The following is a 26,300-nucleotide window of genomic DNA, read 5'->3' as shown; positions in this document are numbered from 1 at the left end:
TGTTACTGGCAGACGAGAGGGCCGACGCGTTGCAGCCCCTGCGGATTGGCCAGGCTGAAACTGACCTGGCACGGCGGGCCGCCGTCGGCCGGGATTACGCTCAGTCGGTTGTGTTGCTGTACCGGATCGATGTAAGTCATGCCATCCCATCCGACGTAGCTCTGTTGATTGCCGCCAATCACCGCGACCTGGCTGCCGTTGGCCAGCGGTTTGCCTTGCGCGTCGACCAGCTCCACGTCGGCGGCGGAAAGGCGCTGAACGGGGAACTCGACCAGATAGCCGCTGTGATCGCGAATGGCGACGGTTTTTTCCACCGACGGCAAATTGACGTCCGCCGGCAGGTTGAGCGGATCGATCTGGAATTTGGCGTGGTAATACGAGGTGACGGTGGGCACCAGCAGGTAGCCTCTATCGTTAGTGACGCCGATGCGCTGGTTCTCGTAGCTGACCGGAATGCCGGCGTAACCGTTGGTCGATACCAGGGCGAAAGCGTCGTTGATGGTGTTGGTGGCGTACACGCCGCCGTTCATCGCCACCAGCGAACCGCTGACTTCCCCCCAGCGAGTGTAGTCGTTACGGCTGCCGTACAGCCCGGCGCGGGTTTCCAGCAGCGAGGTGCGCCAGGTCAGGTCCGCCTGACGATAATCGCTGTTGCTGCCCTGGCCGCCGGCATAGGCCAGGTTCCAGCCGAAACCGCCGTCGGTCGGCGCGGCGCGGCTATAAGCGACGCGCTCGCTCCAGCGGTTGCCGGCGTCGCGCGCGGTGCTGACGTTGGCGGTGCCCCAGGCATCGAACGGAATGCTGATCTGCAGCTGCGAGCTGTAGCCGTCGCCGCCAATTTCGCGGTTTGCCGAGGCGTACAGGCTGATATTGCGCCACAGCGTCAGGCTGTATGACAGGTTGATCAGACGGGTGCGCTGGCCGATGGCGTCGCGCACGTCGAAATAACCGGCGCCCAGGCTGCCGAAGCGGCTCAGGCCGATGCTGCCGGTCAGCTGATCGGTGCGGCGGCTCAGCCGGTAGCTGCTCTTATAGGTGGAAAGATCGCCAAAGTCCGCGCTGCGCAGCACCCGTTGGGCGTTGAGGCTGAAATACTGGTTGCTGTAGGTGTAACTCAGGCTGGTTTGATCGCCGTGGCGGCCGGTGTACTGATAGACCGGCCCGGCATCCGGTTGCTGTACCGGCTGGCCGGTGATCGGATCGTAATACAGCGGCGTGACCGGCGGGGCGTTGAAGGCGTCGCTGCCCGCCTGGCTGTAGCTGTAGGAGGCATTGAGCACCCCCAACTGCCCAAGGCGCACCCCGGCACCGGCGCCGGTGACCGCCAGCTCCGCCGCACCTTCCGCTCGCCCTTCGAGCGTGAGCCAATCGGTGACGCCGTAACGACCGCTGCCGCTGGCCACCCACTGGCCATAGTCAGCGGAGCGGTAACCGTAGTTTTGGCGCAGCGCGCCCGCCGACAGGCTGAAATCGCTTAACCCGGCCTGCAGCAGTGAACTGGCGACGTAGAACGGCACCGTGGTGCTGATCTGGCGGCCGAGCGCATCGGTGGTCACCACCGTCGCCTGACCGGCGCCGTTGATGTAGGGCACGGTGTTCAGGGTGAACGGGCCAGGGTTCACGTTGGCGGAGGTGTTTTTATAACTGTTGATGTACAGATCGACGCTGCTCGGCACGGCGGCCTGGCCGGAGAACTGCGGCAGCGGGTAGGTTATGAGGTCCGGGCGGGTCGCGAAGTTGCGCGCCACCTGCAGGCCGCCGATGCGCACCGAGCTGGTCCAGGGCAGCGAACCGGTCGTGAGATCGCCGGCGGTATAGCTGAGCATGGTGTCGTCGTCGCTGTAGCGCCAGCTGCTGTCGTAGCGGATATAGCGATTGTTCTGCTGCGCGGCGGTCTCACCGTTGAAGCTGCTGCGGAAGATGCCGGTGTTGGCGAAAACGCCGAAGCCATCGAACAGCCGCTGTTCGCTCCAGGCGGAAAAATAGCCCGGATTGCCGCGCCCGCCGCTTTGGCTGACGTAGGCGTCGTAATTCAGCAAAAAGCCCAGGCTGCTCTGCGCCGGCAGACGCTGTTCCTGATTCGTGTCGCCGAGGGTTTGCTTGGGCAGCCAGTCGTTGGGCACCGAAATCAGCAACTGCTGCGTTTCGCCGCTGTAGGTCACCTCGACCTTATCCAGCAGATCGACGGCGATCTCTTTCGCCTGCTTGTTCGCCACCGGCAGGCCGGCGTCGATCAGCTGCTGCGGCGTTAAATAATAGTGGCCGCCGCGGTAGGCGACCGGCACCACTTTACCGGTCTGGCGGCCGTTCACCACCGGCTCCAGATACAGCGTGGTATCCGGCATGCTGATGGCGCTGGGCGGCGGCGGCAGATCGTCGGCGGCGGCGAACGTCGGCCACAGTTCCACCGCCACACAGAGTACGGCCAGGGCCAGCGGCTTGAGCTGCATGCCGCGGGTGGCCGGCGACGACATCCGCTTCACCTGCACCTCAGGCTCAGTAAGCCGGGATGGTTACGGGTTGTTTGTTGTCGTTGACTATCGCCTGCAGCTTGCCGGCGGCGAAACTGCCCGACGACGGCAGGGCGAAGCGCATCTGCGAACCCGGCAGCACATACCCCAGCAGCCCGTTGTTGAGCGGCTTGCCCTGGATGCTGACCTGCGACAGACGGGCGTGCACGATGCCGTCATTGCGCACGTCAAGCCAGCGCTGGCTGTTTTGCTGCAGCAGGCGGTAGCTGAGCTTGGGTTGGTTGGCGGTGGCATAGTCGCGCGGGTGTTCGAAGTCCTGCTTGGTCCACACGTCTTTGCCGCTGACGAACAGCGGCACCGAATAGCGCATCTGGAATTTCAGCCCCATCTGCGCGCCCTTATCGGGCGCCGCGCCGTCTTTATCTTTGATCGGCACCTCATCGACCAGTATCCGGTAAGCCCGTTCTTGCCCGGCGGCGACCGGCGTCTGCTTGATCAGACGAATCAGTTGGCGTTTGCCGGGGAGAATGGTGGCGACCGGTGGGCTGGCGACCACCTCGCTTTGGTTGCGGTAGTCGTCTTTGCCGCCGGTTTGTTGCCAGCCGAGCACGCGAATTTGCATATAGACCGGCTTGCTGTCACGGTTTTCGAGCCACAGGGCCGTCGCCTGCTGATTGTCTTCGATGACCGGATCGATGGGCCAAATCAGAATGGAGGCGGCGGCGAAGGCCTGCGGCTGGCCAGCTAACAGCAATCCTGCCAGCAGGGGCAGGCGGAGCAGAGTACTACGCATAATGTGATCCTTTTAAAAGCTCAATAACTCACTGTCACTAAGACCGTATCGTTGTAGGTGCCGCTGGTGGGCAAGGTGCTGCTCGCCATTAAACTGGCGTAGATTTTTATTTCTTGCGTGCTGCCGGTGGAGGAGACGGTTTGGACGGCGCCGCCGTTGCCGCCGTCGCCCCACAAAACGGTGTAGTTGGTATCCTGGTAGAGCTGATAAACCAGCGTTTCCGAGGTGGCCGAGTTCAACAGCTTTCGCCCGCTGGCGATGGAGCCGGTGACATTATTGCCGACGTTCAATGCCAGGCTGACGCTGAGTCCAGGGTTGCAGCGGATCAGGATCGAGCCGGCGCCGGCGCTCGAGACAATTTTTATCGGGCTGCTTAAGGACGCCACCTGGCCAAAACTCATGCTGCCGAACGAGGTGACGTTGGTGACGCCGCTGCCGAGCACGCAGCCTTTGATGATCGAGGCGTTGACCGTAAAACCCTGGCTGACGGTGTCGGCATGGGCCGCAGGGGCGCCGATCAGCGCCGTCAGCAGCAGAGTGCGCAGCGTTCCGTTAATCACCAATTTATCGTCACCTGCACCGTATCCGTGTAGGTGCCCGTCGCCGGTGTCGTCTGCACCGGGATCATGCCGTACACCGGCAGCCAGACGCTTTGGCCGGTAGCGGTCTGCGTCACGCCGGTGACATTATCCCAGACGGTAGCGTAGCTGCCGCTGGTATACAGGTTGTAGTTCACGCGGGCGCCCGCTGAGCTTTGCAGATAGCGCGCAGCGGTATTGCCGCTCTGCCCACCGCTGAGCAGCACCGTGTAACTGGTGCCGTTGTTGCAGTTGATCTGCAGCGCGCCGGCGTTCGCCTGGCCGGTTACCTTTATCGCCGTATTCAGGAAGTAGACCGTGCCGAAGTTGAAGGTGCCGAACGTGGTGTTGCCGCCGCTGGTGGTGCCGGCGACACAGGATTTGACCAGGGTGGCGCTGACGCCCACCGTCGCGGTGCTGACGTCGGCGCGGCAAACGCCCGCCAACGACAGCAGCATGCAGGTGACGGCCAGGCGCGCCATAGTTACCAGGCGACGGTCATGGTGACGGTGTCGCTGTACGCGCCGGCCGCCGGGGTGGTGCCCGAGGCGGGCACCAGACCGTAGACGATCAACGGTACCGCCGAACCGGTGCCGGTACCGGTCAACGTGTTGGTCGTGTTGTTCCACGGTAAGGAGTGGGCGCTGTCCTGATAGAGGTTATAGCTGATGTAGGCAGGCACGCTGCTGGCCATGCGCCGCTGGCTGCCCGAGGCGTTGAGGCCGTTGTCGAGCGTCACGGTATAGTTGGTGCCAGTGGTACAGTTCAGCCCCAGGGTGCCGGTGCCGCCGCTGCCGGTGGCGCTGGCGGTGATGACGTTAGCCAGCGACGAGTAGGTGCCGAAGCTGAGAGAGCCGAAGTTGTTGGTGGTGCCGGAGCTGTTGCCGCCGGTGACCACGCAGCCGGCGCCGATGGTCAGGGTCACGCCCAGCGTGCCCTGAATGGTGCCTGCCGCGTAGGTGGCACCAGAGGCGCACAGCAGAATAGCTGCCGAGGTTAATGCCGCCAGAGTCTTTTTCATCATGGTTCCTTGCCGTAGTAGAGAAGCCTGCCAAAAAGCCCGAAAAATGAGTCAAATGCATTAATCTATTTACAGATTAATTAATAGAATAAGAACGCGAGAATGTCTCGCTAAAAGATTAAAAACTTTATTTATTTTTAAGCGGGTCGCAGGTTTCATGCAAACAAGGCGTCAGCCTGGATGAACTGGTTTGGGATAATGAAAATGATGAATGGGAATATTATTACTCGAATGAATAAAGGAGCGCCACGATGGCGCTCCAGAGTCGGCGAGATTACCAGGCAACGGTCATGGTGACGGTGTCGCTGTACACGCCGGCCGCCGGGGTGGTGCCAGCGGCAGGCACCAGACCGTAGACGATCAGCGGTACCGCCGAACCGGTGCCGGTACCGGTCAAGGGACTTGTGGTGTTGTTCCAGGGAGTGGCGTGAGCGCTGTCCTGGTAGAGGTTATAGCTGATGTAGGCGGGCACGCTGCTGGCCATGCGCCGCTGGCTGCCCGAGGCGTTAAGGCCGTTGTCGAGCGTCACGGTATAGTTGGTGCCGGTGGTGCAGTTCAGCCCCAGGGTGCCGGTGCCGCCGCTGCCGGTGGCGCTGGCGGTGATGACGTTAGCCAGCGACGAGTAGGTGCCGAAGCTGATGGAGCCAAAGTCGTTGGTGGTACCGGAACTGTTGCCGCCGGTGACCACGCAGCCGGCGCCGATGGTAATCGTCACGCCCACCGTGCCCTGAATGGTGCCCGCTGCGTTAGCTGCGCCGCTGACGCACAGCAGAGAGGCTACCGAGGTCAAAACCATCAGAATTTTTTTCATCGTGATTCCTTGCCGTGTCAGAGAAAGCCCGCAAAAACGCCACCCAGAGCTGAGTTGAACGCATTAATTTACTTACATTTAAATTAATAGGATAAGAACGCGAAATTGTCTTGATCAAAGGCCAAAAACTTTTTTATTTAGCGTGGAGGTGAGAATAAGGAGGCGCAATAACGAAAGGTGAAATGATTAGAATAATAACGAATGAGAATACTATTAGCGTTATTTTAACGCCGGGGGATAGCCCCCGGCGCCCGGACGATTACTGGTGGAAATCCAGCACCCCGTCGCGCACCAGCTCGCGCGGCAGGTTGTTCTTGATGCGGCTGCCGATGCGTTTGGCGATGCCCAGCGGTTGCCCCTGATAGGTGACGATGCACTCGTCGCCTGTCGGTGGCTGCTCTGGGTAGAGATCGCGGCCGTGATACCACTCCTGCGCCAGCGCGGCGTCCAGCTCGAAATGCTGTTTGCCGTCGCTGCCCGCAAGGACGATCGCCGCCTCATGCTGCCAGCGGAAACCTTTCGGGAAACGCTCGGCCAGTTTGAGGCCGATGCGTGAAAAGCGCACCTTGCCGAACAGTGGCTCCAGCTCGGCCGGAAACAGCCAGATCTCCTTGTCGCGTTCCCATAGCCGGCTGTCATCGCCCCAGCTTAAGCCGGATGCGGCGGCAGCCTGGGCGACTTGCGCCGTTTCCTTGCCGGACAATGGGCCGAACGGGAAGTTACCGACTTTATAGGTCGGTTTCGGCAATGGCGCCACGGCGTGCTGTTTACGCAGGCGAGCGACGAAAAAGCCTTCGCTGTCGTAAATCTGCGGAAACACGTGCAGGAAGCCTTCGGCGGTCAGCGCCTTGTCGGCTCCGGGGAACAGCTCGCCCAGCGGCTCGACGCTGACCGCGTCGCCGTAGGTGTCCAGCAGCCAGCGCACCACCTGCTGGTTTTCCTGCGCATTGAGGGTACAGGTGGAGTAAACCATCACGCCGCCCGGCGCCAGCGCATGGAACGCGCTGTCGATCAGCTCGCGTTGGGTGGCGGCGATTTCGGTCACGCTTTCCGGCGACCAGTTGCTCATGGCGTCCGGATCCTTGCGCACCACGCCTTCGCCGGAGCAGGGGGCATCGAGCAGGATGGCGTCGAAACTCTCCGGCAGCGCGGCGCCGAACACCCGGCCGTCGAAGTGGGTCAGCGCGGTGTTCTTCACGCCGCAGCGGCTGATATTGGCGTGCAGCACTTTCACCCGGCTGGCGGAGTATTCGTTGGCGACGATGCCGCCCTGATTACCCATCAACGCGGCGATCTGGGTGGTTTTGGATCCCGGCGCCGCCGCCACGTCCAGCACCCGATTCGGCGCCGCACCGCCGGCAAACAGCGCGCTGACCGGCAACATCGAACTGGCTTCCTGAATGTAAAACAGGCCGCTCAGGTGTTCGGCCGCGCTGCCGAGGCGCAGTTCCTCGTCGTCACGTTCGATCCAGAAACCTTCCGCGCACCAGGGGATAGGCTCCAGTCGCCAGTCGTAATCCCGCACCAGCGCCAGGAAGTCGGCGACGCTGATTTTCAGCGTGTTGACGCGCAGGCTGCGGCGCAGCGGGCGCTGGCAGGCGGCGATAAAATCTTCCATCGCCAGCTCGGCGGGCATGATGGCGCGGGTGGCGTCAAGGAAAGCGGGGGGCAGAAAAACGGCGGTGGATTTGGCCACGGGGCGAACTCTCAGGGTGCAATAAAGACAAGGGCGAGAGTTTATCACAAAGCGGAAAAAAACAGGGCCCGGCGTTGCCGGGCCCTGAGGAAATCGCGAAAGTTAATCGCGTGGAATGGCGGTGCCCCAGGTTTTCCAGTCCTTCGGCTCTTCCGGATTCAGCAGGAAGTGCTTGTTCGGCGTGGCCTTCGGCGCCAGCGGAATGGTCGGCGGCGTGGCGAAAGCGATGCCGCCGCGAATGAACTGCTGGAAGGTGCCGCTCTTGATCACACCGCCGGTCAGGCCGAACTGCAGGTTGTAACCCGAAGCCAGCCAGAACACGCTGTTGTTGCGCACCAGATGCTGGTACTTCTTGCTGATGCGCAGCGCGACGTGCACCCGGTCGGACATGGCGCCCAGGTAGAAACCGGTGATGGTGCCGACCTCCACGCCGCGGAACAACACCGGCGTCCCGATCTGCAGCGAGCCGGTTTCGGCGGCGTCGAGCACCACGCTCAGGCCGTCGAGATAGCGCGAATCGGTGATGCTGGCCTGCTGCAGCTCGAAAGTGCGCAGTTCGCGGCCACGCCCCGGCTCCACGTTGATATAAGGCTGGAGCAGGGTATCGAGATTGCTGACGCCGGCGGCGGAGATCTCCGGCGAAACGATCGAGAAGCGGCTGCCCAGGCGCGCGAAGGTCTGCACGTATTCCGGATACAGCACCGCCTTGGCCAACACTTCGTTGCGCTCAGGCGCCAGCTGCAGCGACTCCACCTGGCCGACGTCGATGCCGAGGTAGCGCAGCGGCATGCCCGCCGACAGCTTGCTGGCGTCGTAGGTTCTCAGCGTGATTTGGCTGCCTACCGCGCGCGCGGCGGTTTCGCTGGCGTACAGCACGCGGTTGGCTCCTTTGTTCAGCGTCACGCCCTGCAGGTTGTCGAAGCTGATGGCGCCCTTCAACGCGCGGTTGAGCGGCGAAGCCTGCACCGTCAGCCCGCTGCCGTTGAGCTGCACCTTGGCGCCGCCTTCGGCCCAGAAGATGCTTTCGCGGGTCAGCAGCTTGCGGTATTCCGGGCTGATGTAGACGTCCACCTCAAACTCGTTGGCCTTGGGCCGGACGTTGACGATCTCGCCCACCTGAAACTTGCGATACAGCACCACCGAACCGGCCTGTACGTCCGGCAGGCTGGTGGCGCTGAGGGTCAGGGTGGTGGCTGGGGCGTTGCCGACGATGCCTTCCTCGGCCTTTTCGCTGTTGGCGTACAGCGGATATTGGCCGCCCGGTTCCCCCTTGCTGCCGGGGATGATGCGCACGCCGCCGTCTACCCACTCCTGCGCGCTGGCGCCGAGCACCTCCATGCCGTCGATGCCCAGCTTGACGTCGAGGCGGCTGTTGACCACGAATTTGCTGTCTTTGTGCAGCAGGCCGCGGTATTGCGCGTCGATGGCGGCGGTGAACACCACGCCGCCGGCGGTCAGGGTGCGGCTCAGAATTTGGCCGACTTTCACGCCGTGCACTACCAGCGGCTGCCCGACGTCGATGCCGTAGCTTTGCGGCGCATTCAGCGTGACGGTCAGCACGCCCGGCTGTTGCAGCAGCGTTTCGCTGCTGTCCAGCACGTTGAAGCGCTGCTGCGGTTCGCCTTCACCGGGCACCAGCTCCAGCGTGGTGCCGGTCAGCAGCTGGCTGAGCTTGGCGTCGTTGAGGCTGATGCGCGGGCTGCGCATCACGATGCGGGTACCGCTGCGCATCAGATCGACCACCGAAGGATCGATGGTCAGTTCACCGATCACTTTGCTGTCCTGCTGCAACGTCAGCTTGGTCAGGGTGCCGACCTGCAGCCCCTGGTATATCAGCGGCGTGCGGTTTTCGCTCAGGTTGTTGCCGCTCGGCAGGTCCAGCAGAATATTGACGCCGCGCTGGCTGTGGGCCAGATCCGGATACAAGGTATAGCTCTGATCGCCCTTGGCCTGCTGGCCATCGGCCGGCGAATCGAAGGCGATGGCGCCGTTGACCAGCGCCGCCAGGCTTTCCATCTGCACCGTGGCGCCGGACAGGCTGAAATCGCCCTTGAAGCCGGAAACATTCCAGAAACGGCTGTTGTTCTTCACCAGGTTGGCGAAACGACGGTCGATCAGCACGTCGATGGTCACGCCCTTGTTGCCTTCGCTGATGGTGTAGTCGTACACCTTGCCGACCGGAATTTTGCGGTAGTAGACCAGCGAGCCGCTGTTGAGCGAGCCCAGATCGTCGGCGTGCAGGTGAATCATCAGCTCGCCGGTGTTCAGGCGGTACTTCGGCTGGGTATCGAGCGCGGCGAAGTGGGTTTGCGCCTTGCCGCTGCCGGGCATCATGCCGATGTAGTTGCCGCCGACCAGCGCGTCGAGCCCGGAGACCCCGGCCAGCGAGGCCTTGGGCGTCACCAGCCAGAACTGGGTGCCTTCGCGCAGCGAGTCTTCCAGATCGCTTTTGATGCTGGCTTCCACCACGATGCTGCGCAGATCTTTGCTCAGGCTGATCTTTTGCACCGTGCCGACGTCAACGCCCTGGTAGCGCACCGGCGTACGGCCGGCGACGATGCCCGCCGCCGATTGGAAATCGATGGTGACGGTGGTGCCGCGTTCCTGGAAATTGTTGTAGACCAGCCACCCGGCGATCAGCAGGGCGATGAACGGCAGTAACCAGAACGGTGAAATGCGGCGCTTGTTCTTGACCCGCGCTTCAGTCGATGTAGTCGGCGTTTCCTGTTGCATGTGCATCCCAAATCAATCGGCTATCCAGCCACTCAACGGCAAGAATAGTCAAAATGACCGCCGAGCCAAAGTAAAACGCGGCCGGTCCCATAGTAAAAGATAACAGCTGGTCGCGATTCACCAGCGACATCATCAAGGCGATAACGAACAGATCGAGCATCGACCAGCGGCCGATCCAGGTGACCAGGCGCAGCAGACGAATGCGCGTCTTCAGGCTGTGCGAGGTTTTGAAGTGGATGCTGAACAGCAGCGTGATCAGCACGATCACCTTGGTAAAGGGCACCAGTACGCTGGCGATGAACACGATAGCGGCGATCGGCACGTTGCCGGAGGTGGCCAGCGAGACCACGCCGGAGAAGATGGTGTCTTCGAGCCGCACGCCGTTGGCGTAAATGATGGAGATCGGCAGCAGGTTGGCCGGGATCAGCAGGATCATCGCTGCGATCAGCGCCGCCCAGGTCTTCTGCAGGCTGTAGGGCTGGCGGTGGCACATCGGCACGTGGCAGCGCGGGCAGCGGCCGCGCGTGTCGGGATAGCCGGTATAGTGGCAGGACAGGCAAATGTGCAGCGCCGCCGGCGGGCCTTCCGGCTGCTCCTGCGGGTAGTAACGCTCCCAGAGCTGCTCCAGGTTGGCGTGGATCAGCGTCAGGATGCTGAGCAGGGTGAGTGACAGGTAAGCGATCAGCGCGCTGCCGGCCTGGATGTCGGCGTAATCCTGCACCTTGATCGCCGCCACCGCCATGCCGATCAGATAAATGTCCAGCATCACCCACTCTTTCAGCCGCTCCAGCATCAACAGCACCGGGCGCAGGTTCATGCCGAGCGCATGCCCGAAGCGCAGGTACAGCAGCGACAGCGCCAGCGTCAGCGGGGCGCCGATGGTGCAAAACGCCACCATGCTGGCGGTGAGCGGATCGCCCTGGCGGCTCATCTGCCAGATGCCCTCCAGCAAACTGGCGTCGATGCGCGTGCCGAGCAGACGAATGCTGATCAGCGGCTCGGTGAAGGCGAACGGCATCAGCAGCAGCATGGCGATCGCCATGGCGGTCAGGCGCGTCATCGACCAGTCGCGGCCGCTCACCACCTTGGCGTTGCAGCGCGGGCAATAGGCGGCCTGGTTGCCGCTGAGCGGCGGCAGCACGAACAGCAGGTCGCACTCGCAGCAGCGCTGGTGGCGCGCTTTGGAAAGGGGGGCGGTGATCGCGTGTATTTTCATTTTTGACAAGTAGCTGCCCTTGAGCCCGCCGGAACTGTCAGCGTAGCTGAAAAATAAACCGGCCGCGTCACCGGCGATCGGGCGCCGGACGGTAAAAACGAGGTAAACCGGGATTCTGAGCGGCAAACATACCCTGAGCGGCGGGGTTTTGTGAAGCAACAGATGATTAACCTTGTGGCTATACGCATTTAATGCTTATTTTATAGGGCCTAAGCTTTGGGCTTCTGGCCATCTTCACTGTTGCAATGGTTAACACATGACAAAAGAACAATTCTACGCGGAATTAAAACGTGACCTGAGCGCGTTGCTCGGCGGGGAAACCAACTTTATCGCGGCGCTGTCCAACGCCAGCGCGCTGATCAACGAGCGTCTGGATGACGTGAACTGGGTCGGTTTCTATCTGATGGAGGGCGACCAGTTGGTGCTGGGGCCGTTCCAGGGCAAGATCGCCTGTGTGCGCATTCCGGTGGGTAAGGGCGTGTGCGGCACGGCGGTGGCGGAAAATCGCGTGCAGCGCGTCGGCGACGTGCATGCGTTTCCGGGCCATATCGCCTGCGATGCGGCCAGCAACGCGGAAATCGTGCTGCCGCTGGCGGTTGGCGGCCGGGCGATCGGCGTTTTGGATATCGACAGCACGGTTTATCAACGCTTCGACGAACAGGACGAAGCGGGCCTGAAAGCAGTGGTGGCGGGGCTTTGTGAGCAACTGGAACAGTGCGACAGTGCGAAATATGTGACTGTGGCGGCAAGTTGATCGACGGTTAACGTGGCAATTACCGATGGCGTCATTATAATGACGCCTGTTCATGCCTGTGGCTTGTTGGCAATACCGTTGTAATCAGGAAATTTCATGGAAAATCAACCTAAGTTGAACTCTAGTAAAGAAGTCATTGCTTTTCTTGCCGAGCGTTTTCCGCTCTGCTTTAGCGCCGAAGGCGAAGCTCGTCCGCTGAAAATCGGTATTTTTCAGGATTTGGTAGAGCGCGTGCAGGGGGAAGAGAATCTCAGCAAAACGCAATTGCGTTCTGCCCTGCGCCTATACACCTCAAGCTGGCGTTACCTGTACGGCGTCAAGGTTGGCGCTCAGCGCGTCGATCTGGACGGCAATCCGTGCGGTGAACTGGAGCAGCAGCATGTCGATCATGCTCGCCAGCAGCTTGAAGAAGCCAAAGCGCGCGTTCAGGCACAGCGTGCCGAACAAAACGCCAAAAAACGTGAAGCCGCCGGCGAATCCGCCGATGCCGCTCCGCGCCGTCCGCGTCCAGCCGGTAAAAAGCCCGCTGCACGTCGCGAAGGCGGAGCCGCGCCGGAAACCCGCAAGCCGCGCCCACAAACTCGCCCGCAGCCCGCTCGCCAACCTCGTGCAGCAAAAGAGGAAAGCCAGCCGCGTTATGCGCCAGTCACGGATATCTCTACACTGCAAATTGGCCAGGAAATCAAAGTCAGAGCAGGCAAGAGCGCGATGGATGCTACCGTACTCGAAATCGCTAAAGATGGCGTACGTGTGCAGCTCTCTTCCGGTCTGGCGATGATTGTGCGCGCAGAACACTTGCAGTTCTGATACGGAGGCCAACCAAGGCATGAACAAATTCGTCAGATTAACAGCGATTGCAGGGCTGCTGTGGGCGGGTGTCAGTTACGGTGCGGAAACAGCCAACATCCGCATCGGCCAATTGCCCCAACTGCAACAGGAACCTCAGCACGCTACGGTGAGTGAGCGCGTTACCTCGCGCTTCACTCGCTCTCATTACCGCCAGTTCGCGCTCGATGCGGAGTTTTCAGGCAAGATCTTCGATCGCTACCTGAACATGCTGGACTACAACCATAACGTGTTGCTGGCCTCCGACGTGGCGCAGTTCGCCGGCAAACGCAATCAGGTTGGCGAAGAGCTGAAAACCGGCAAGCTGGATACCTTCTACGCGCTGTTCAATCTGGCGCAGAAACGCCGTTTCGAGCGTTACACCTATGCGTTGTCGCTGCTGGAAAAGCCGATGAACTTTACCGGCAACGGCACTATCGATCTCGACCGCAGCAAAGCGCCGTGGCCGAAAGACAAGGCCGAGTTGGATAGCCTGTGGGATGCGAAAGTCACCTATGACGAGCTGAACCTCAAGCTGACCGGCAAGACCGACAAAGAAATCCGCGACACGCTGACCAAGCGCTATCAGTTCGCCATCAAGCGCCTGACGCAAAGCAACAGCGAAGACGTTTTCCAGCTGGCGATGAATGCCTTTGCGCATGAAATCGATCCGCACACCAACTACCTGTCGCCGCGCAACACCGAGCAGTTCAACACCGAGATGAGCCTGTCGCTGGAAGGCATCGGCGCGGTGCTGCAGATGGATGACGATTACACCCTGATCAACTCGATGGTGCCGGGCGGCCCAGCGGCGAAGAGCAAGGCGATCACCGTGGGCGATCGCATCGTCGGCGTCGGCCAGGCCGGCAAACCGATGGTGGACGTGATCGGCTGGCGTCTGGACGACGTGGTGTCGCTGATCAAAGGGCCGAAGGGCAGCAAGGTGCGCCTGGAGATCCTGCCGGCCGGCAAGGGCACTAAAACCCGCGTGGTCACCTTGACCCGCGAGCGCATCCGCCTGGAAGACCGCGCGGTGAAAATGACCATCAAGACCGTCGGCAAAGAGAAGGTGGCGGTGTTCGACATCCCTGGCTTCTACGTCGGCCTGACCGATGACGTGAAAGTGCAGCTGCAGAAGATGGCCAAGCAGAACGTCAAGAGCGTGATCATCGATCTGCGCACTAACGGCGGCGGCGCGCTGACCGAGGCGGTCTCGCTGTCCGGCCTGTTCATTCCAAGCGGCCCGGTGGTGCAGGTGCGCGACAACAACGGCAAAGTGCGTGAAGACGCCGACACCGACGGCGTGACCTACTACAAAGGCCCGCTGGTGGTGCTGGTCGATCGCTTCAGCGCCTCCGCCTCCGAGATCTTCGCGGCGGCGATGCAGGATTACGGCCGCGCGCTGATCGTCGGCGAGCCGACCTTCGGTAAAGGCACCGTGCAGCAGTACCGTTCGCTGAACCGCATCTACGATCAGATGCTGCGCCCTGAGTGGCCGGCGTTGGGGTCGGTGCAGTACACCATTCAGAAGTTCTACCGCGTCAACGGCGGCAGCACCCAGCGCAAAGGTGTGACCCCGGACATTCTGATGCCGACCGGCGTCGATCCGGCGGAAACCGGCGAAGCGTTTGAAGACAACGCCATGCCGTGGGACAGCATCAATGCGGCGACCTACAGCAAGACCGGCGATCTGACGCCGTTCGAGCCGGAGCTGCTGAAAGATCACCAGCAGCGCATCGCGCAGAATCCGGAGTTCCAGTACATCGCGCAGGATATCGCGCATTACAAGGCGCTGAAGGATAAACGCAACATCGTGTCCCTCAATCTGGCGGTGCGCGAGAAAGAGAACCACGATGACGATGCGACCCGTCTGAAACGCATCAACGAGCGTCTGGAGCGCGCCGGCAAGAAGCCGCTGAAATCGCTCGACGATCTGCCGAAGGATTACCAGGAACCGGATCCGTACCTGGATGAAACCGTGCATATCGCGCTGGACCTGGCTCATCTGGAGAAGGATCAGCCCGCTCAGCAACCGACGCCGGCCAAATAAGGCGGCGGTTGGCAGAATGAAAAACGCACCCTCGGGTGCGTTTTTTTATGGCTGCGGTATGCGCGGTTCAGACGGTTTTCTTGCGGTGGCGCAGCCCGAGCCGGATGCAGGAAACCACCACCAGCAGACAGCCGACCAGCGACAGCAGCAGTGGGACTTCGTGCCAGAACAGCCAGCCCCAGGCGATATTGAACACGATGCCGATATAGCGCACCACCGAGACCACGATCAGGTTATCGGAAGAGAAGGCCTGGGTTAAGACGACCTGTCCCAGCAACGACACCAGCGCTATGGCGAGCAGAATGGCAAACTGGTATGCGTTGGGCCAGACGAATGACTGCCACATCAGCGGCAGCGAGATCAGCGTTGCGATGAACAGGAAGTAGAACACGATCTCGTAGTTATGGTGGCGTTTGCTGAGTTTGTTGACCGACAGATAGGCGATCGAGGCGAACACCGCGCTCATCACGCCGACCAGCGACGCCAGGGTATAGGCCGAGAAGTGCCACGGCCGCACCAGCAGCACCGCGCCGATGATGACCATCGCCAGCCAAAACGCGGTATTGGCGTTGACCCGCTCACGCAGCACCAGCAAGGAGAGCAAAATGGAGAAAAACGGCGACAGGTAGGCCAGCATGCTGGCATCGGCCAGCGTGAGGTGGGCGATGCTGTAAAAATAACAGATCAGATACAGCCCGCCCATGGTGCCGCGCAATACCAGCAGCGGCCGGTCTTCACGGCTGAAGGCGACGCGGTGGCGATACATCAGCAGCAGAACCAGCAGGCAGCCGATGCTGCTGCGAAAGAACACGATCTCTCCGGTGGGAATGACGTCGGCGATGGTTTTGACCAGCGCGTTCATGACGCTGAAAATCAGCGAGGCGAAAATGGCCAGCAGCGCACCCTGATTCATGCTTGCCTCCGCCACTGCCGGTAGGTGATATCCGCCTGCTCGCGGCAGGTATCGTCCAGCAATGAACGATGACAATGCTCGGCGCCGATCCGGGTGACGAAGCTGTGCAGCGCCTGCTGAAAGCGCGCCAACAGGCGCTGGGCGGCGGGCATCTCGACGCCCAGCCGCTGCGCCAGCAAGACCAGAACGCGCAGTTTGCGCACGTCCTCTTGCGGCACGCGCGGCAGTCGCCATAACCCCTGCGCATCCTGGAAGACGCGGGCGACCCTGACGGCGGAAAAATCATAGTAGCGGCCCTGCGCGTCCGGTTCGGAATAGGGATCGACCAGCAGCGCGGTATAGCGCGCAAACAGCGCGTAGCGTTGCTCCGCCGGCGCGAGCTGCGGGAATTGGTCAATCCAGCGGCGGCTTACCATACGAGGCGGCACCGGGTAATTGTCGTCATTCAAAAAGCGCAGCAGGTTGATGGCTTCGACGCCGAGCCGGTTGAGCAACTGCCGGTAATCCTGCGAGAGCGCCAGCATGTCGGCGATCGTCTCGGGGCAGATAGGGCCTTCGGGGTAGGTCTTATACAGGTACTGTATCGGCGCCTGCGGCTGAAAGATCGCCTGTAGCGTGGTATCGGCCAGCGCCAGCGGGGGATGAACATAGTTGGTGATGCTGAAGCGTTCGGCGGCCAGCAGGCTGTCGCAGCGCTGGGCATCGATGCCGTGACGCGCCAGCACCGCGCAAAGCCAATCGAGTTCGGCGCGGTCTGACGATGGGCTTTGGCCGGCCAGATAAATCCGCTGCTTGAATGCCTTGGTGTAAGCGCGGTAAGGCTGCGCGGCATCCTGGTATTTGGTATCGGCGTAGTAGCTCGACAGGCTGATGATCCCGACGTGGGATTGCCCGGCGTCCTGCAGCAGGCTTTGCACCATCAGGCCGGAACCGATGGAAGGAGAGAGCAGGATCAGTGAGCGCAGCTGGGGCAACGCCGCCCATGGCACCTGCCGCAGCACGTCATGATATTGATCGGCGGGGACGGCAAGGATCAGTCGGTGCCAGTCACCGCCGACCAGTGACAGGTCATCGCAATAGCTGTCGATCGTCACTTGCGTATCGCCTTGGGTGCGCTGCGCCTTACCGGCGCCCGTCAGAGACAGGCTGGGCGCGTGAGCCAAATGATGCCGCAGGCGTTGTCCTTTCTCGCTGGGGCGGTTGTACAGGCCGATGCGCGCATTGGCCGCGGCCTTGATATCCGCCGCCAATTGGATAGCCGCCGGGCCGGCGCCCAGAATCAGGGTGGAAAAGGCATTATTCATGGCGGAGAGGCTCCAGAATCAACAGATCGTACAGCGGGGTGGCGAGCGGTTTACCGCTGATGCGCCACGGCGAACCGGCGGCCTGGTGATGGTAAGGGCAGTTAAAGAGAGACTTGAGGCCATTGCCATAGCGCACCAGCAATTTGCCGCGTTGCGGCAGCAAAGGCCGCAGCTCCCTCAGCAAGCCCTGCTTGTCGGCTACCAGAGAGGCGATGATGATGTGATCGACGTCATTGCGGGTCAGGCCGTGCAGCTTGTCGATGCAGGGCATCTGCCGCACCAGCCCCAGATGGCGCGTGAGGCGGCGGGCAAACCGCTGGGCCGCCGGATCGCAATCGTAGCAAATGACGGTGGCGGCAAGCCTGGCGACCAGCGCCAGCGCCGTGGTGGGCAAGGCGCCGCTGCCCACCAGCAACACCCGCTCGCCCGGTTGGATGCCGGCGGCGGCGATCTCCAACTGCAGGGCGCGATCGAAACTGTTCAGGTAGGCGTTAGTCTGTGCCGGTTGCCGACAGAGTGCCGAGACGCGATGCTTCTCGTAGTCGCACAATGCGGCATTGGCTGTTGCCCGCAGTTGGGCGATCTGCGCCGTTATCAAACGGTCGTTTTCCAGTTTTCGACGGTAGGCCTGCAGCTGTGGTTCGTCGTTAAAGGCTTGCAGGCGGCTGAAGCGGCGTTCCAGCAGGGAAAAATTACGCCGATCTTGCCGGGCGGAGCGGTGTAGCTGGTGAATTTCCTGTTGCAAACCGGCGAGTTGCGCCAGCATGTCCGCCTTGGTCAGGGTGTACATGGGGATTCTCCGTGTGCGTGTAACAGCTGTGTCGGCAGCAGATAGGGGTAGCCCTGCGGGCTGACGCCGTTTTCGATACCGACGCCAAATACGCGAGACATCATTGGGTGTCCCATCATCTGATGAGTCTCGCCGTGGCAAACGACGCGTCCGTGCTCGAGCAGCGTAAGTGAGTGGCAATAACGCAGCGCCAGCCCCAGATCGTGGATCACCAGCAGCGTGATGCAGCGATGACGCCGGCCGTAGTCGGCGATCTGATTGAGCACGCGCAGCTGGTGATGGATATCCAGCGCGCTGGTGGGTTCGTCGAGTAAAATGAGCTGCGGTTGAGAGACGAACGCCTGAGCCAGCATCACCAACTGTCGCTGGCCGCCGCTGAGACGGTTGAAGGGGCGATCGGCGAGCGCGGAAATGCCGCATTCCGCCAGCGCCTGTTCGACCGCATCGGCCTGGGCGGCGCTGACGCGCCATCCCAACTGCCGTACCTTGCCCAACAGCACCATTTCAAAAGCGGTCAGTGCCGAATCGCAGCGATTAAGCTGCGGTACATAGGCGATGCGGCTGGTTTTCGGATCGAGAGGGCGCTCGCGGTAGGCAATCTCGCCGCTGTACGGCAACATGCGATTAATCGCTTTCAGCAGCGTGGACTTGCCGGCGCCGTTGGGGCCGATGATGCCGCCAAGTTTTGCCTCCGGCCAGCTCAGGGAGACGTCGGCCAATAGCGGGCGGCGATGCAGCGTGACGTCGACGCCGGTGAGGGTCAGCTGAGTCATGGGCGTTTAACCTGTCGGGTGACGAAGTAAAACAGCACCGGCACGCCGATCAGGGCGATGACGATGCCGATGGGCACCACGCCGTTCGGCATCACCAGCTTGGCGACGATCGACGCGCACAGCAGCAGCAGGCTGCCGCAGAGGGCGGAAATGCAGATCAGGTAACGCTGATCCTCCCCGACCAGAAAACGGGCGAAATGGGGGGCGATCAACCCGACGAACCCGATGGTGCCGACAAAAGAGACCGAGGCGGCCGTCAGCAAGGTCGCCAGCAGAAAGGCCAGCTTGCGCAGCGCGCTGACGTTGATGCCCAGCCCCTGTGCCTGCTCTTCGCCGGCGGACAGCGCCGTAAGGCGCCAGGCCTGCCGCAGGCTGACGATCAGCGCGCAGAGCAACACGGCGCCGGTGATCGCCACCCCGTGCATATTGGCTTTGAGCAGGCTGCCGAACAGCCAAAAGACGATTTGCTGCATGGCCTCCGGCGCGGCCAGAAACAGCAGCAGCGATTGCAGCGACTGAAAGAAAAACAGCACGACGATGCCGCTCAACACCAATATTTGCGGCGTCATGCCCCGGCGTTGTCCCAGCAGATAGATAGGCACGCAGGCGATCAACGCCATCAGCGAAGCCAGCAACGGCGTGCCCAGCGCCAGCGCGCCGCCCAGGCTGAAGCCGGTGATGATCGACAGCGCCGCGCCGAACCCCGCCGCAGCCGAGATCCCTAGCGTATAGGGGCTGGCGAGGGGGTTGGCCAGCACGGTCTGCATCAGCAGGCCGGCCAGCGCCAGGCTGGCGCCGACCACCAGGGCGGTGAGCGTCATCGGCAAGCGAATCGACCAGAAAACCACCTGATGCAGCTCGTTGCCTGGCGTAGAACCGGGCCGGAGCATTCGCACGATATCCGCGAGGCCAAGATGCGCGGCGCCGACGGTCAGATCGATGGCGGCCGCCGCCAACAGCGCGCCGAGCAGCGCCAGCGTCAATAGCCCGCGGCGCAGCCTGCGCCGTTGCAAAAAATCACGTCCTGTGCGGGCCACGACTACTCTCCTTGCCAGCGTTGCAAGAAGACGCCGTCCGCCTCAATCGGCAGATATTGGCGGTAGAACCGGGCCAGGTTGCGCGCGGGGTCTACGTCGGCAAATGCGGTGGGATAGAGGGCTTTCGCCAGATACTGGACAAAAATAAAGTCGTAAATCGTGCGCGCGCCGCCATGATAAAGCGCATAAAGCCGTTGGTTTTTTATCGCCGGCAGCTGCGGCCATCCCGCCCGCCGGGCATACTGCGTCAGGCGCGCCTGTATGGGGGCGGCCTGTGTGCCGTAGCCCATCGGCACGGCGTTCGGCATATTTTCCCAGTCGCCTCCGGCGAGAAAAATGACGTCGGGCCGTTTGGTCAGGACATAGTCGGCGCGCAACGGAGAGGGGCTGCCGACGACGCCGGCGGCGATATTGTCGGCGCCGGCCAACTGCAGCAGCGGCCCCCAGATCGAGGCGCCATAGCTGCTGCTGTATTCGCCGGGGCCCTTGTCTCCCAGTTCAATATAGGTGATCGGCGGCGGCAGCTGCGCCTGGCGGATGCGCCGCCGGGTATCTTCGAGGCTCTGGCGATATTCGTCGGCCAGCCGTTCCGCTCGCTCGGCGTGGCCCATTGCCTGGCCCATCAACCGAATGCTGGCGAGCTTGACCTCGACGCCCTGGTTGAAGTCGACGACGATGTAAGGAATGTTGAGCCGTTGCAGCACCGGCAGGTAGTTGGCGAAGCCGTCGAGCTGCCACTTCGCCAGGATCAGCAGGTCCGGCCGCGTGGTCAGCAGGCGTTCAAAATCGAAGCTCTGGTTATAGAGCGAACCGACATCGACCAATTGAGCGAGCCGCGGCAGCGCGGCCTGATAGCGCGCCCATTGGCTGGTGCGCAAGGCCCAGTCGCTTTTGGAGAAGGCGACGACCTGTTGATAGCTCTCCGGGCCGTTCACTGCCAGAAAATCTTCGTAGTAAAAGCCGATATAGGCGCGCTGTGCGGGGGCGGTCAGGGTGACGCGACGTCCTTCAACGTCGGTGAGGTGAATTTCAGCTTGTGCGAGGTGGCAGAAAAGCAGCCACGTCGCCAGCATCCAGGCGATACGCGATAACATGATTGACATCCCTTTACGATTAATTGTGATGTTATAATGTAACAATTAATCGTAAGATTCAAACTTTCGTCGTCGATGAATCGGCTGCGGGCACGTCGGATCGCACCCAGCGGATATTGACCCAGAAAGGGTGTGGATAAAATCGCCCGCCGCGATCCTGCGCGGGCGAAGAATTTTTTGTGAGAAATCCCTCCGCCTTGCGCAACAATCGTTTACAATTTGCCAAATCCCGGTCGCGCGCCGTTTTTGTAAAGTTTCGTATTTTTAGTAGGTTAATGACGCGCGACTCTTGAAACTGTGACGAATGCCCATACGATCTAGGGTATCTTGGACAGCGTTTTGTTAACATTTATGAGGAAGTAAACATTTTATGATGCGTATAGCTCTGTTCCTGCTCACCAACCTGGCGGTGATGTTGGTTTTCGGGCTGGTGCTCAGCCTGACAGGAATCCAATCCAGTAGCGTTCAGGGCCTGATGATCATGGCCGGTCTGTTCGGCTTCGGCGGCGCTTTCGTGTCGTTGCTGATGTCCAAGTGGATGGCGCTGCGCTCCGTCGGCGGAGAAGTGATTGAACAGCCGCGTAACGAAACCGAAAACTGGCTGCTGGAAACGGTGCGCCGTCAGTCGCAGCAGGCGGGCATCGCCATGCCGCAGGTCGCTATCTACCATGCGCCGGACATCAACGCCTTCGCCACCGGCGCGCGCCGCGACGCCTCGCTGGTCGCCGTCAGCACCGGCCTGCTGCAGAGCATGAGCCGTGACGAAGCGGAAGCGGTCATCGCGCACGAAATCAGCCACGTCGCCAACGGCGATATGGTGACCATGACCCTGATTCAGGGCATCGTGAACACCTTCGTGATCTTCATTTCGCGCCTGATCGCGCAGGTCGCCGCCGGCTTCCTGGGCAACCGCGACGGTGATGGCGAAGGGGAAGGCAACGGCAACCCGATGATTTACTTCGCGGTGTCGATGGTGCTGGAACTGGTGTTCGGCATCCTGGCGAGCATCATCACCATGTGGTTCTCGCGTCACCGCGAGTTCTACGCCGACGCCGGCTCCGCCAAACTGGTGGGCCGCGAGAAGATGATCGCTGCCTTGCAGCGCCTGAAAACCAGCTACGAACCGCAGGAAGCGGGCAGCATGATGGCGTTTTGCATCAACGGCAAATCCAAGTCGTTCAGCGAACTGTTCATGTCGCACCCGCCGCTCGACAAGCGCATCGAAGCGCTGCGTACAGGTCAGTACCTGAAGTAATCGGCTGAATATCATGAAAAACCCCGGCTTGCCGGGGTTTTTTTATGTCCGCTATTTCATCTCGCGGCTGGGCTGCACCGTCTGCGTCGTCGACTGGGTGATGCGCAGGCTGCTGACCGCCGCTGCCAGGGTGGCGAACACCCCGGCCAGGATCAGCGAAGCGTGGGTGCCGGAGGCAGGGAACAGGTTGAACATCAGCGCCACCAGCGCGGCCCCCGAGGTTTGTCCCAGCAGGCGAGCGGTGCCCAGCATGCCGCTGGCGCCGCCGCTGCGGTTGCGCGGCGCGGCGGAAATGATGGTGTGGTTGTTGGGCGACTGGAACAGGCCGAAACCGGCGCCACACAGCACCATGCGCCAGATGATGTCCACATTCGACGGCGCCGCGGGCAGCAGCGCCAGCGAGAACAGCCCGAGCGCGAACACCGCCAGCCCGATACAGCCCAGCAGGCCGGCGTGCACGCGCTCCACCAGCCGGCCGGCGATCGGTGCCATCACCACGATCGCCAGCGGCCAGGGCGTCAGCAGCAGCCCGGTCGCCACCTCATCGCGGCCCAATGCGCTTTGCAGGAAGAACGGCAGCGACACCATCGCCAGCATCTGTGCGGCGAACGAGCAGATTGAGGTGCCCATCGACAGGGCGAAGATCGGAATGCGCAGCAGGTCGACCGGCAGCAGAGGAAATTCCTGACGCAGCTCGCGGCGAACAAACACCGCGCCAATCGCCAGCAAAGCGGCGATCTCGCTGAAGATCAGCGTCAGGCTCTGCCCCTGGGCGAAGCCGCTGATGGCGGTGATCAGCAGGCCAAAGGTCAGCGCATTCAGCACGGCGCTGGTGGGATCGAAACGGCGGTTATCGTTTTTCTGGCCGTTGGCCGGCAGGAACTTCATCCCCAGCAGCAGCGCGACGATGCCGATCGGCAGGTTGATGGCGAACAGCCATTGCCAGGACGCGACCGACAGGATAGCGGCCGCCACCGTCGGCCCGGCCGCCGAGGAGCAGGCGACGATCAGCGAGTTGATGCCCATGCCGCGGCCGAGAAAGCGTTGCGGGTAGATGATGCGGATCAGCGCCGTGTTGACGCTCATGATGGCGGCGGCGCCAAAGCCTTGCAGCACGCGAGCGATAGTCAGGGTGAGCAGCGAGTCGGACAGGGCGCAGAACAGCGAGGTGATGCTGAACACCAGCAATCCGGCCTGATAGATGCGACGATAGCCGACCAGATCGCCGAGCGACGCCAGCGACAGCAAAGACACGGTGATCGCCAGCTGATAGGCGTTGACCACCCAAATGGAGCTGGCCGGGCTGGCGTTGAGATCGCGCGCGATGGTGGGCAGCGCCACGTTGGCTATCGCGCCGTCGAGCACCGATACGGTAATGCCGAGGGCGATGGCGAGGATCGCCCCATAGCGTTGCGGGACGGGGAGGCCGTCGGAACAAGAACGCATGTTGGTCTCAGCGGTGTTTATTCAGGGGAGTATTATCATGCTAATCATAATCGCCTGCGATTGCATGCCCGTTGTCCGCTTAATTGTAAATAGCGGTGAGCGGGCCGGCGGTTATCCATTTGGCTTCAATCGCTTAGCGCCTATGTGCGTTGCGCGTCGCGATCTGTTCCGATTATACTGAAACCCTTGTTTAAATTTCCTGAAACAAAACCGTTAAGTAGGGTATTCACCATGGCTAACGCAGATTCAGACAAGCAACCGGATGCCGTCTCATCCGTGATGAAAGTGTTCGGCATTTTGCAGGCGCTCGGCGATGAGCGCGAGATCGGCATTACCGAGCTGTCCCAGCGGGTGATGATGTCTAAAAGCACCGTCTACCGTTTTCTGCAGACCATGAAAGCGCTGGGCTATGTTTCGCAGGAAGGCGAGACGGAAAAATATGCGCTGACGCTCAAGTTGTTCGAGCTGGGCGCCAAATCGTTACAGAACGTCGATCTGATCCGCAGCGCGGACGTAGAGATGCGCGAACTGTCGAACCGTACCCGCGAAACCATCCACCTCGGCGCCCTGGACGAGGACGGCATCGTCTATATCCACAAGATCGACGCGATGTACAACCTGCGCATGTATTCGCGTATCGGCCGCCGCAACCCGCTGCACAGCACCGCCATCGGGAAAGTGCTGCTGGCCTGGCGCGGGCGGGATGAGGTGGCGCAGATTTTGTCGCAGATTGACTTTACCCGCAGCACCGAGCATACCCTGACCAGCGCCGCCGAACTGTTGCCGGTGCTGGATCGGGTGCGGGCTCAGGGATACGGCGAAGACGCCGAGGAACAAGAGGCGGGGATCCGCTGCATCGCGGTGCCGGTTTTCGACCGGTTCGGGGTGGCGATCGCCGGGCTGAGCATCTCTTTCCCGACGCTGCGCTTTTCCGACGCGGCGCGGGAGGAGTATGTGGCGTTGCTGCACGTCGCCGCCCGGCGCATATCCGAACAGCAGGGCTATCACGACTACCCGTTTTGACCCTTCGCAATAAACAACAAGGCGCTGCGACGGCAGCGCCTTGTTGCTATTTCACGCCCGGCGTCAGCCGCTGCGAAATTCGCTCCAGCACCAACATCAGCAATAGCGTGGCGGCCACCAGGATCATGGTCAGCGTCGCGCCGTTGGCGATGCTGCCGCGATCGGTCAGGCTGAAGATAGTGACCGGTAGCGTCGCCCAGCTTGGCGGGTAGATCATCATGGTCGCGCCCAGTTCCCCCATCGACAGCGACAGGCTGAGAGCGAAGGCGGAGATCATGTAGGGGGCGATCATCGGCAGGGTGACGTGGCGCAGGCGGAACAGCGGCGACGCGCCCAGGCTGGCAGCGACGTTCTCGTAGTCGCCAGGTAGCCGGGTCAGCCCGGCCATCACGTTGCCGAAGGTAAAGGCGGAAATCAACACGAAGTGGGCGGCGGGCACGATCAGGAAGGTGCCGTTCATCTGCAGCGGCCCTTGGCTGAACGCCACCAGCATCCCCAGACCGATGGAGACCGAAGGCACCGCGCTGGGAATGAAAAACAGCGTGCCCAGCAGCCGCTGGCCGCGCCCCTGATGGTGGCGCAGCGCCAGCGCCGCCCAGGTGCCGCACAACAGCGCGAACAGGCTGGCGCTGAAGCCGATAGCCAGACTGGCGACCAGCGCGTCCCAGGAGGCGCCGCTGAAGGCCTGGCGAAAGTGGTTGAGGGTGAAGCCGCTCGGCAGCACGCCGTTCCACTGTTCACTGAGGCTGGACATCAGGATCACCGCCAGCGGCAGGCAGAAGAACAGGGCGAACAGCGTGACCGTCAGCGTGCAGGTCAGGGTGCGGCCGGTGCGAGACCAAATCAACATCGTCAGTTCCTCAGCCCGGCGCGTGCCGCGGCATAGCGGTAAAGGGAGAACAGCCCGAGCGACAGCGCGATATTCACCACGGCGATGGTGCAGGCGACGGCGTAATCCGCCTCCAGAATCGCTTTGGAGTAGACCATCATCGGCAGCGTGGTGACGCCCTTGGCGCCGATAAACAGCACGATGCCGAACTCATTGGTGGTCAACAACAGACACAGGCTGCCGCCGGCCAGCAAGGCCGGCAGTGCGGCCGGTAAAATCACCTGGCGCACCACGCGCCCCGGCCGGGCGCCGAGGATGCTGGCGGCCTCAAGCTGGCTGCGGTCGATCTGCGACAGCGCCGCCATCAGCGGGCGCATCACCAGCGGCGTAAACACGGTGATTTCCGCCAGGATCACTCCCCAGATGGAGTAAAGAAAGTCGACCGGCGGCAGGGTGAAGCCGAAGGTCGCCATCAGCGTGCCGTTCAGCAGGCCAGCGGAGCCGTAGATAAAGGTGAAGGCCAGCGTGATCAGAAAGGTCGGCATGGCGATAAAGGTATCGATCACTCGGGCGATCAGCCGGCTGCCGGGGAACGGCGTGAATACCAGCAGCAGCGACAGCAGCGTGCCGAGCACCAGGCAGCCCAGCGTCGCCAGCAGCGCGATCTGCAGCGTGTTGAGCAGGGCACCGACAAAGCGGCGGGATTCGAACACCTGTTGCAGCGCGGCGGCGCTGAACAGCCCCTGGTCGTCGGTAAACGCCTGTTTGACGATCAGCGCCAGCGGGTAGAAAAACAGCGTCGCCAGCACCAGCAGCGGTAACAGGATCCACAGGCGGCGCGGCAAACGCAGCCGCAGGGACGGGCGAGTAAGCGTAGAGTCGGTCATG

General features: G+C 61.8%; 23 protein-coding genes. 5 read left to right on the top strand and 18 right to left on the bottom strand.

The window, feature by feature from the left end:
* Positions 1-2 precede the first annotated feature (2 nt).
* From ACRAWE_RS09135 to yebS, 9 genes are all read right to left on the bottom strand, one after another.
* The gene (locus ACRAWE_RS09135) at positions 3-2,450 is read right to left on the bottom strand and encodes a fimbria/pilus outer membrane usher protein (RefSeq protein ID WP_432525577.1); all 2,448 of its coding nucleotides are present in this window, start codon (positions 2,448-2,450) and stop codon (positions 3-5) included.
* 46 nt (positions 2,451-2,496) lie between these two features.
* Positions 2,497-3,264: a fimbrial biogenesis chaperone gene (locus tag ACRAWE_RS09130; protein ID WP_019454868.1), complete on the bottom strand. Its 768-nt coding sequence runs from the start codon at positions 3,262-3,264 to the stop codon at positions 2,497-2,499.
* A 20-nt stretch (positions 3,265-3,284) separates the two neighbouring features.
* On the bottom strand, positions 3,285-3,827 hold the full coding sequence (locus ACRAWE_RS09125; protein ID WP_154747907.1) for a Csu type fimbrial protein: 543 nt from the start codon (positions 3,825-3,827) through the stop codon (positions 3,285-3,287).
* Positions 3,821-4,324 carry a Csu type fimbrial protein gene (locus ACRAWE_RS09120; protein WP_197667533.1) on the bottom strand — a complete coding sequence of 168 codons (504 nt, stop codon included), beginning with the start codon at positions 4,322-4,324 and terminating at the stop codon, positions 3,821-3,823. Before ACRAWE_RS09120 ends, ACRAWE_RS09125 begins: the two co-directional genes overlap by 7 nt.
* Positions 4,325-4,326: 2 nt before the next feature.
* Positions 4,327-4,863 (bottom strand): Csu type fimbrial protein, encoded by a 537-nt coding sequence (locus tag ACRAWE_RS09115; RefSeq protein WP_063919290.1) that lies wholly within the window; start codon positions 4,861-4,863, stop codon positions 4,327-4,329.
* 274 nt (positions 4,864-5,137) lie between these two features.
* Entirely contained in the window at positions 5,138-5,674 is a 537-nt protein-coding gene (locus tag ACRAWE_RS09110) for a Csu type fimbrial protein (protein WP_019454873.1), read from the bottom strand.
* Between the two features lie 259 nt (positions 5,675-5,933).
* The gene (rsmF, locus tag ACRAWE_RS09105; protein ID WP_432525261.1) at positions 5,934-7,370 is read right to left on the bottom strand and encodes a 16S rRNA (cytosine(1407)-C(5))-methyltransferase RsmF; all 1,437 of its coding nucleotides are present in this window, start codon (positions 7,368-7,370) and stop codon (positions 5,934-5,936) included.
* A gap of 102 nt (positions 7,371-7,472) precedes the next feature.
* On the bottom strand, positions 7,473-10,103 hold the full coding sequence (locus ACRAWE_RS09100) for an MlaD family protein (protein WP_432525260.1): 2,631 nt from the start codon (positions 10,101-10,103) through the stop codon (positions 7,473-7,475).
* Complete coding sequence (gene yebS / locus ACRAWE_RS09095) at positions 10,072-11,319, bottom strand: membrane integrity lipid transport subunit YebS (RefSeq protein WP_211130011.1); 1,248 nt, start codon at positions 11,317-11,319, stop codon at positions 10,072-10,074. Before yebS ends, ACRAWE_RS09100 begins: the two co-directional genes overlap by 32 nt.
* A gap of 256 nt (positions 11,320-11,575) precedes the next feature.
* Between yebS and ACRAWE_RS09090 the strand changes: the two genes are divergently transcribed.
* The 3 genes from ACRAWE_RS09090 to prc all read left to right on the top strand — a co-directional run bounded on the left by ACRAWE_RS09090 (position 11,576) and on the right by prc (position 14,948).
* A complete protein-coding gene (locus tag ACRAWE_RS09090; RefSeq protein ID WP_019454877.1) occupies positions 11,576-12,073 on the top strand; it encodes a GAF domain-containing protein in 498 nt (165 codons plus the stop codon).
* A gap of 96 nt (positions 12,074-12,169) precedes the next feature.
* Positions 12,170-12,880 (top strand): RNA chaperone ProQ, encoded by a 711-nt coding sequence (gene proQ / locus ACRAWE_RS09085; protein ID WP_019454878.1) that lies wholly within the window; start codon positions 12,170-12,172, stop codon positions 12,878-12,880.
* A gap of 19 nt (positions 12,881-12,899) precedes the next feature.
* Positions 12,900-14,948, top strand: coding sequence for a carboxy terminal-processing peptidase (gene prc, locus ACRAWE_RS09080; RefSeq protein WP_019454879.1), 2,049 nt, complete (start codon positions 12,900-12,902; stop codon positions 14,946-14,948).
* Between the two features lie 67 nt (positions 14,949-15,015).
* Here prc and ACRAWE_RS09075 read toward each other — a convergent pair whose 3' ends face one another.
* Genes ACRAWE_RS09075 through ACRAWE_RS09050 form a run of 6 tightly spaced genes read right to left on the bottom strand, consistent with a single transcriptional unit; the run spans position 15,016 to position 20,859 of the window.
* Entirely contained in the window at positions 15,016-15,861 is an 846-nt protein-coding gene (locus ACRAWE_RS09075) for a DMT family transporter (protein ID WP_019454880.1), read from the bottom strand.
* Positions 15,858-17,165, bottom strand: a complete 1,308-nt coding sequence (locus ACRAWE_RS09070) for an opine metallophore biosynthesis dehydrogenase (RefSeq protein ID WP_063919294.1) — start codon at positions 17,163-17,165, stop codon at positions 15,858-15,860. The genes ACRAWE_RS09075 and ACRAWE_RS09070 overlap by 4 nt, the downstream gene beginning before the upstream one ends.
* Positions 17,158-17,955: a nicotianamine synthase family protein gene (locus ACRAWE_RS09065; RefSeq protein WP_049240002.1), complete on the bottom strand. Its 798-nt coding sequence runs from the start codon at positions 17,953-17,955 to the stop codon at positions 17,158-17,160. The genes ACRAWE_RS09070 and ACRAWE_RS09065 overlap by 8 nt, the downstream gene beginning before the upstream one ends.
* Positions 17,943-18,728: an ABC transporter ATP-binding protein gene (locus ACRAWE_RS09060; RefSeq protein WP_211130009.1), complete on the bottom strand. Its 786-nt coding sequence runs from the start codon at positions 18,726-18,728 to the stop codon at positions 17,943-17,945. The genes ACRAWE_RS09065 and ACRAWE_RS09060 overlap by 13 nt, the downstream gene beginning before the upstream one ends.
* A complete protein-coding gene (locus ACRAWE_RS09055; RefSeq protein ID WP_432525259.1) occupies positions 18,725-19,765 on the bottom strand; it encodes a FecCD family ABC transporter permease in 1,041 nt (346 codons plus the stop codon). Before ACRAWE_RS09055 ends, ACRAWE_RS09060 begins: the two co-directional genes overlap by 4 nt.
* 2 nt (positions 19,766-19,767) lie before the next feature.
* Positions 19,768-20,859, bottom strand: a complete 1,092-nt coding sequence (locus tag ACRAWE_RS09050; protein ID WP_049239999.1) for an ABC transporter substrate-binding protein — start codon at positions 20,857-20,859, stop codon at positions 19,768-19,770.
* A gap of 370 nt (positions 20,860-21,229) precedes the next feature.
* On the opposite strand from ACRAWE_RS09050, the gene htpX reads away from it, so the two are divergent.
* The gene (htpX, locus tag ACRAWE_RS09045; protein ID WP_004931482.1) at positions 21,230-22,114 is read left to right on the top strand and encodes a protease HtpX; all 885 of its coding nucleotides are present in this window, start codon (positions 21,230-21,232) and stop codon (positions 22,112-22,114) included.
* A gap of 51 nt (positions 22,115-22,165) precedes the next feature.
* Here htpX and ACRAWE_RS09040 read toward each other — a convergent pair whose 3' ends face one another.
* Positions 22,166-23,560, bottom strand: a complete 1,395-nt coding sequence (locus tag ACRAWE_RS09040; RefSeq protein WP_432525258.1) for an MFS transporter — start codon at positions 23,558-23,560, stop codon at positions 22,166-22,168.
* Between the two features lie 231 nt (positions 23,561-23,791).
* Between ACRAWE_RS09040 and kdgR the strand changes: the two genes are divergently transcribed.
* On the top strand, positions 23,792-24,583 hold the full coding sequence (gene kdgR / locus ACRAWE_RS09035; RefSeq protein ID WP_025159928.1) for a DNA-binding transcriptional regulator KdgR: 792 nt from the start codon (positions 23,792-23,794) through the stop codon (positions 24,581-24,583).
* A gap of 46 nt (positions 24,584-24,629) precedes the next feature.
* Here the strand turns inward: kdgR and ACRAWE_RS09030 are convergent, their stop codons facing one another.
* Together ACRAWE_RS09030 and phnU are read right to left on the bottom strand one after the other, a co-directional pair.
* Complete coding sequence (locus ACRAWE_RS09030; RefSeq protein ID WP_309531166.1) at positions 24,630-25,433, bottom strand: ABC transporter permease; 804 nt, start codon at positions 25,431-25,433, stop codon at positions 24,630-24,632.
* Between the two features lie 2 nt (positions 25,434-25,435).
* Entirely contained in the window at positions 25,436-26,299 is an 864-nt protein-coding gene (gene phnU / locus ACRAWE_RS09025; RefSeq protein WP_025159927.1) for a 2-aminoethylphosphonate ABC transporter permease subunit, read from the bottom strand.
* Position 26,300: the final 1 nt, after the last annotated feature.

Source organism: Serratia sp. BFP-2025, assembly GCF_050880365.1.
Taxonomy (GTDB): Bacteria; Pseudomonadota; Gammaproteobacteria; order Enterobacterales; family Enterobacteriaceae; genus Serratia; species Serratia surfactantfaciens.
The sequence above is the reverse complement of the archived record's forward strand: the minus strand, read 5'-3'. Positions and strand labels throughout refer to the sequence as shown.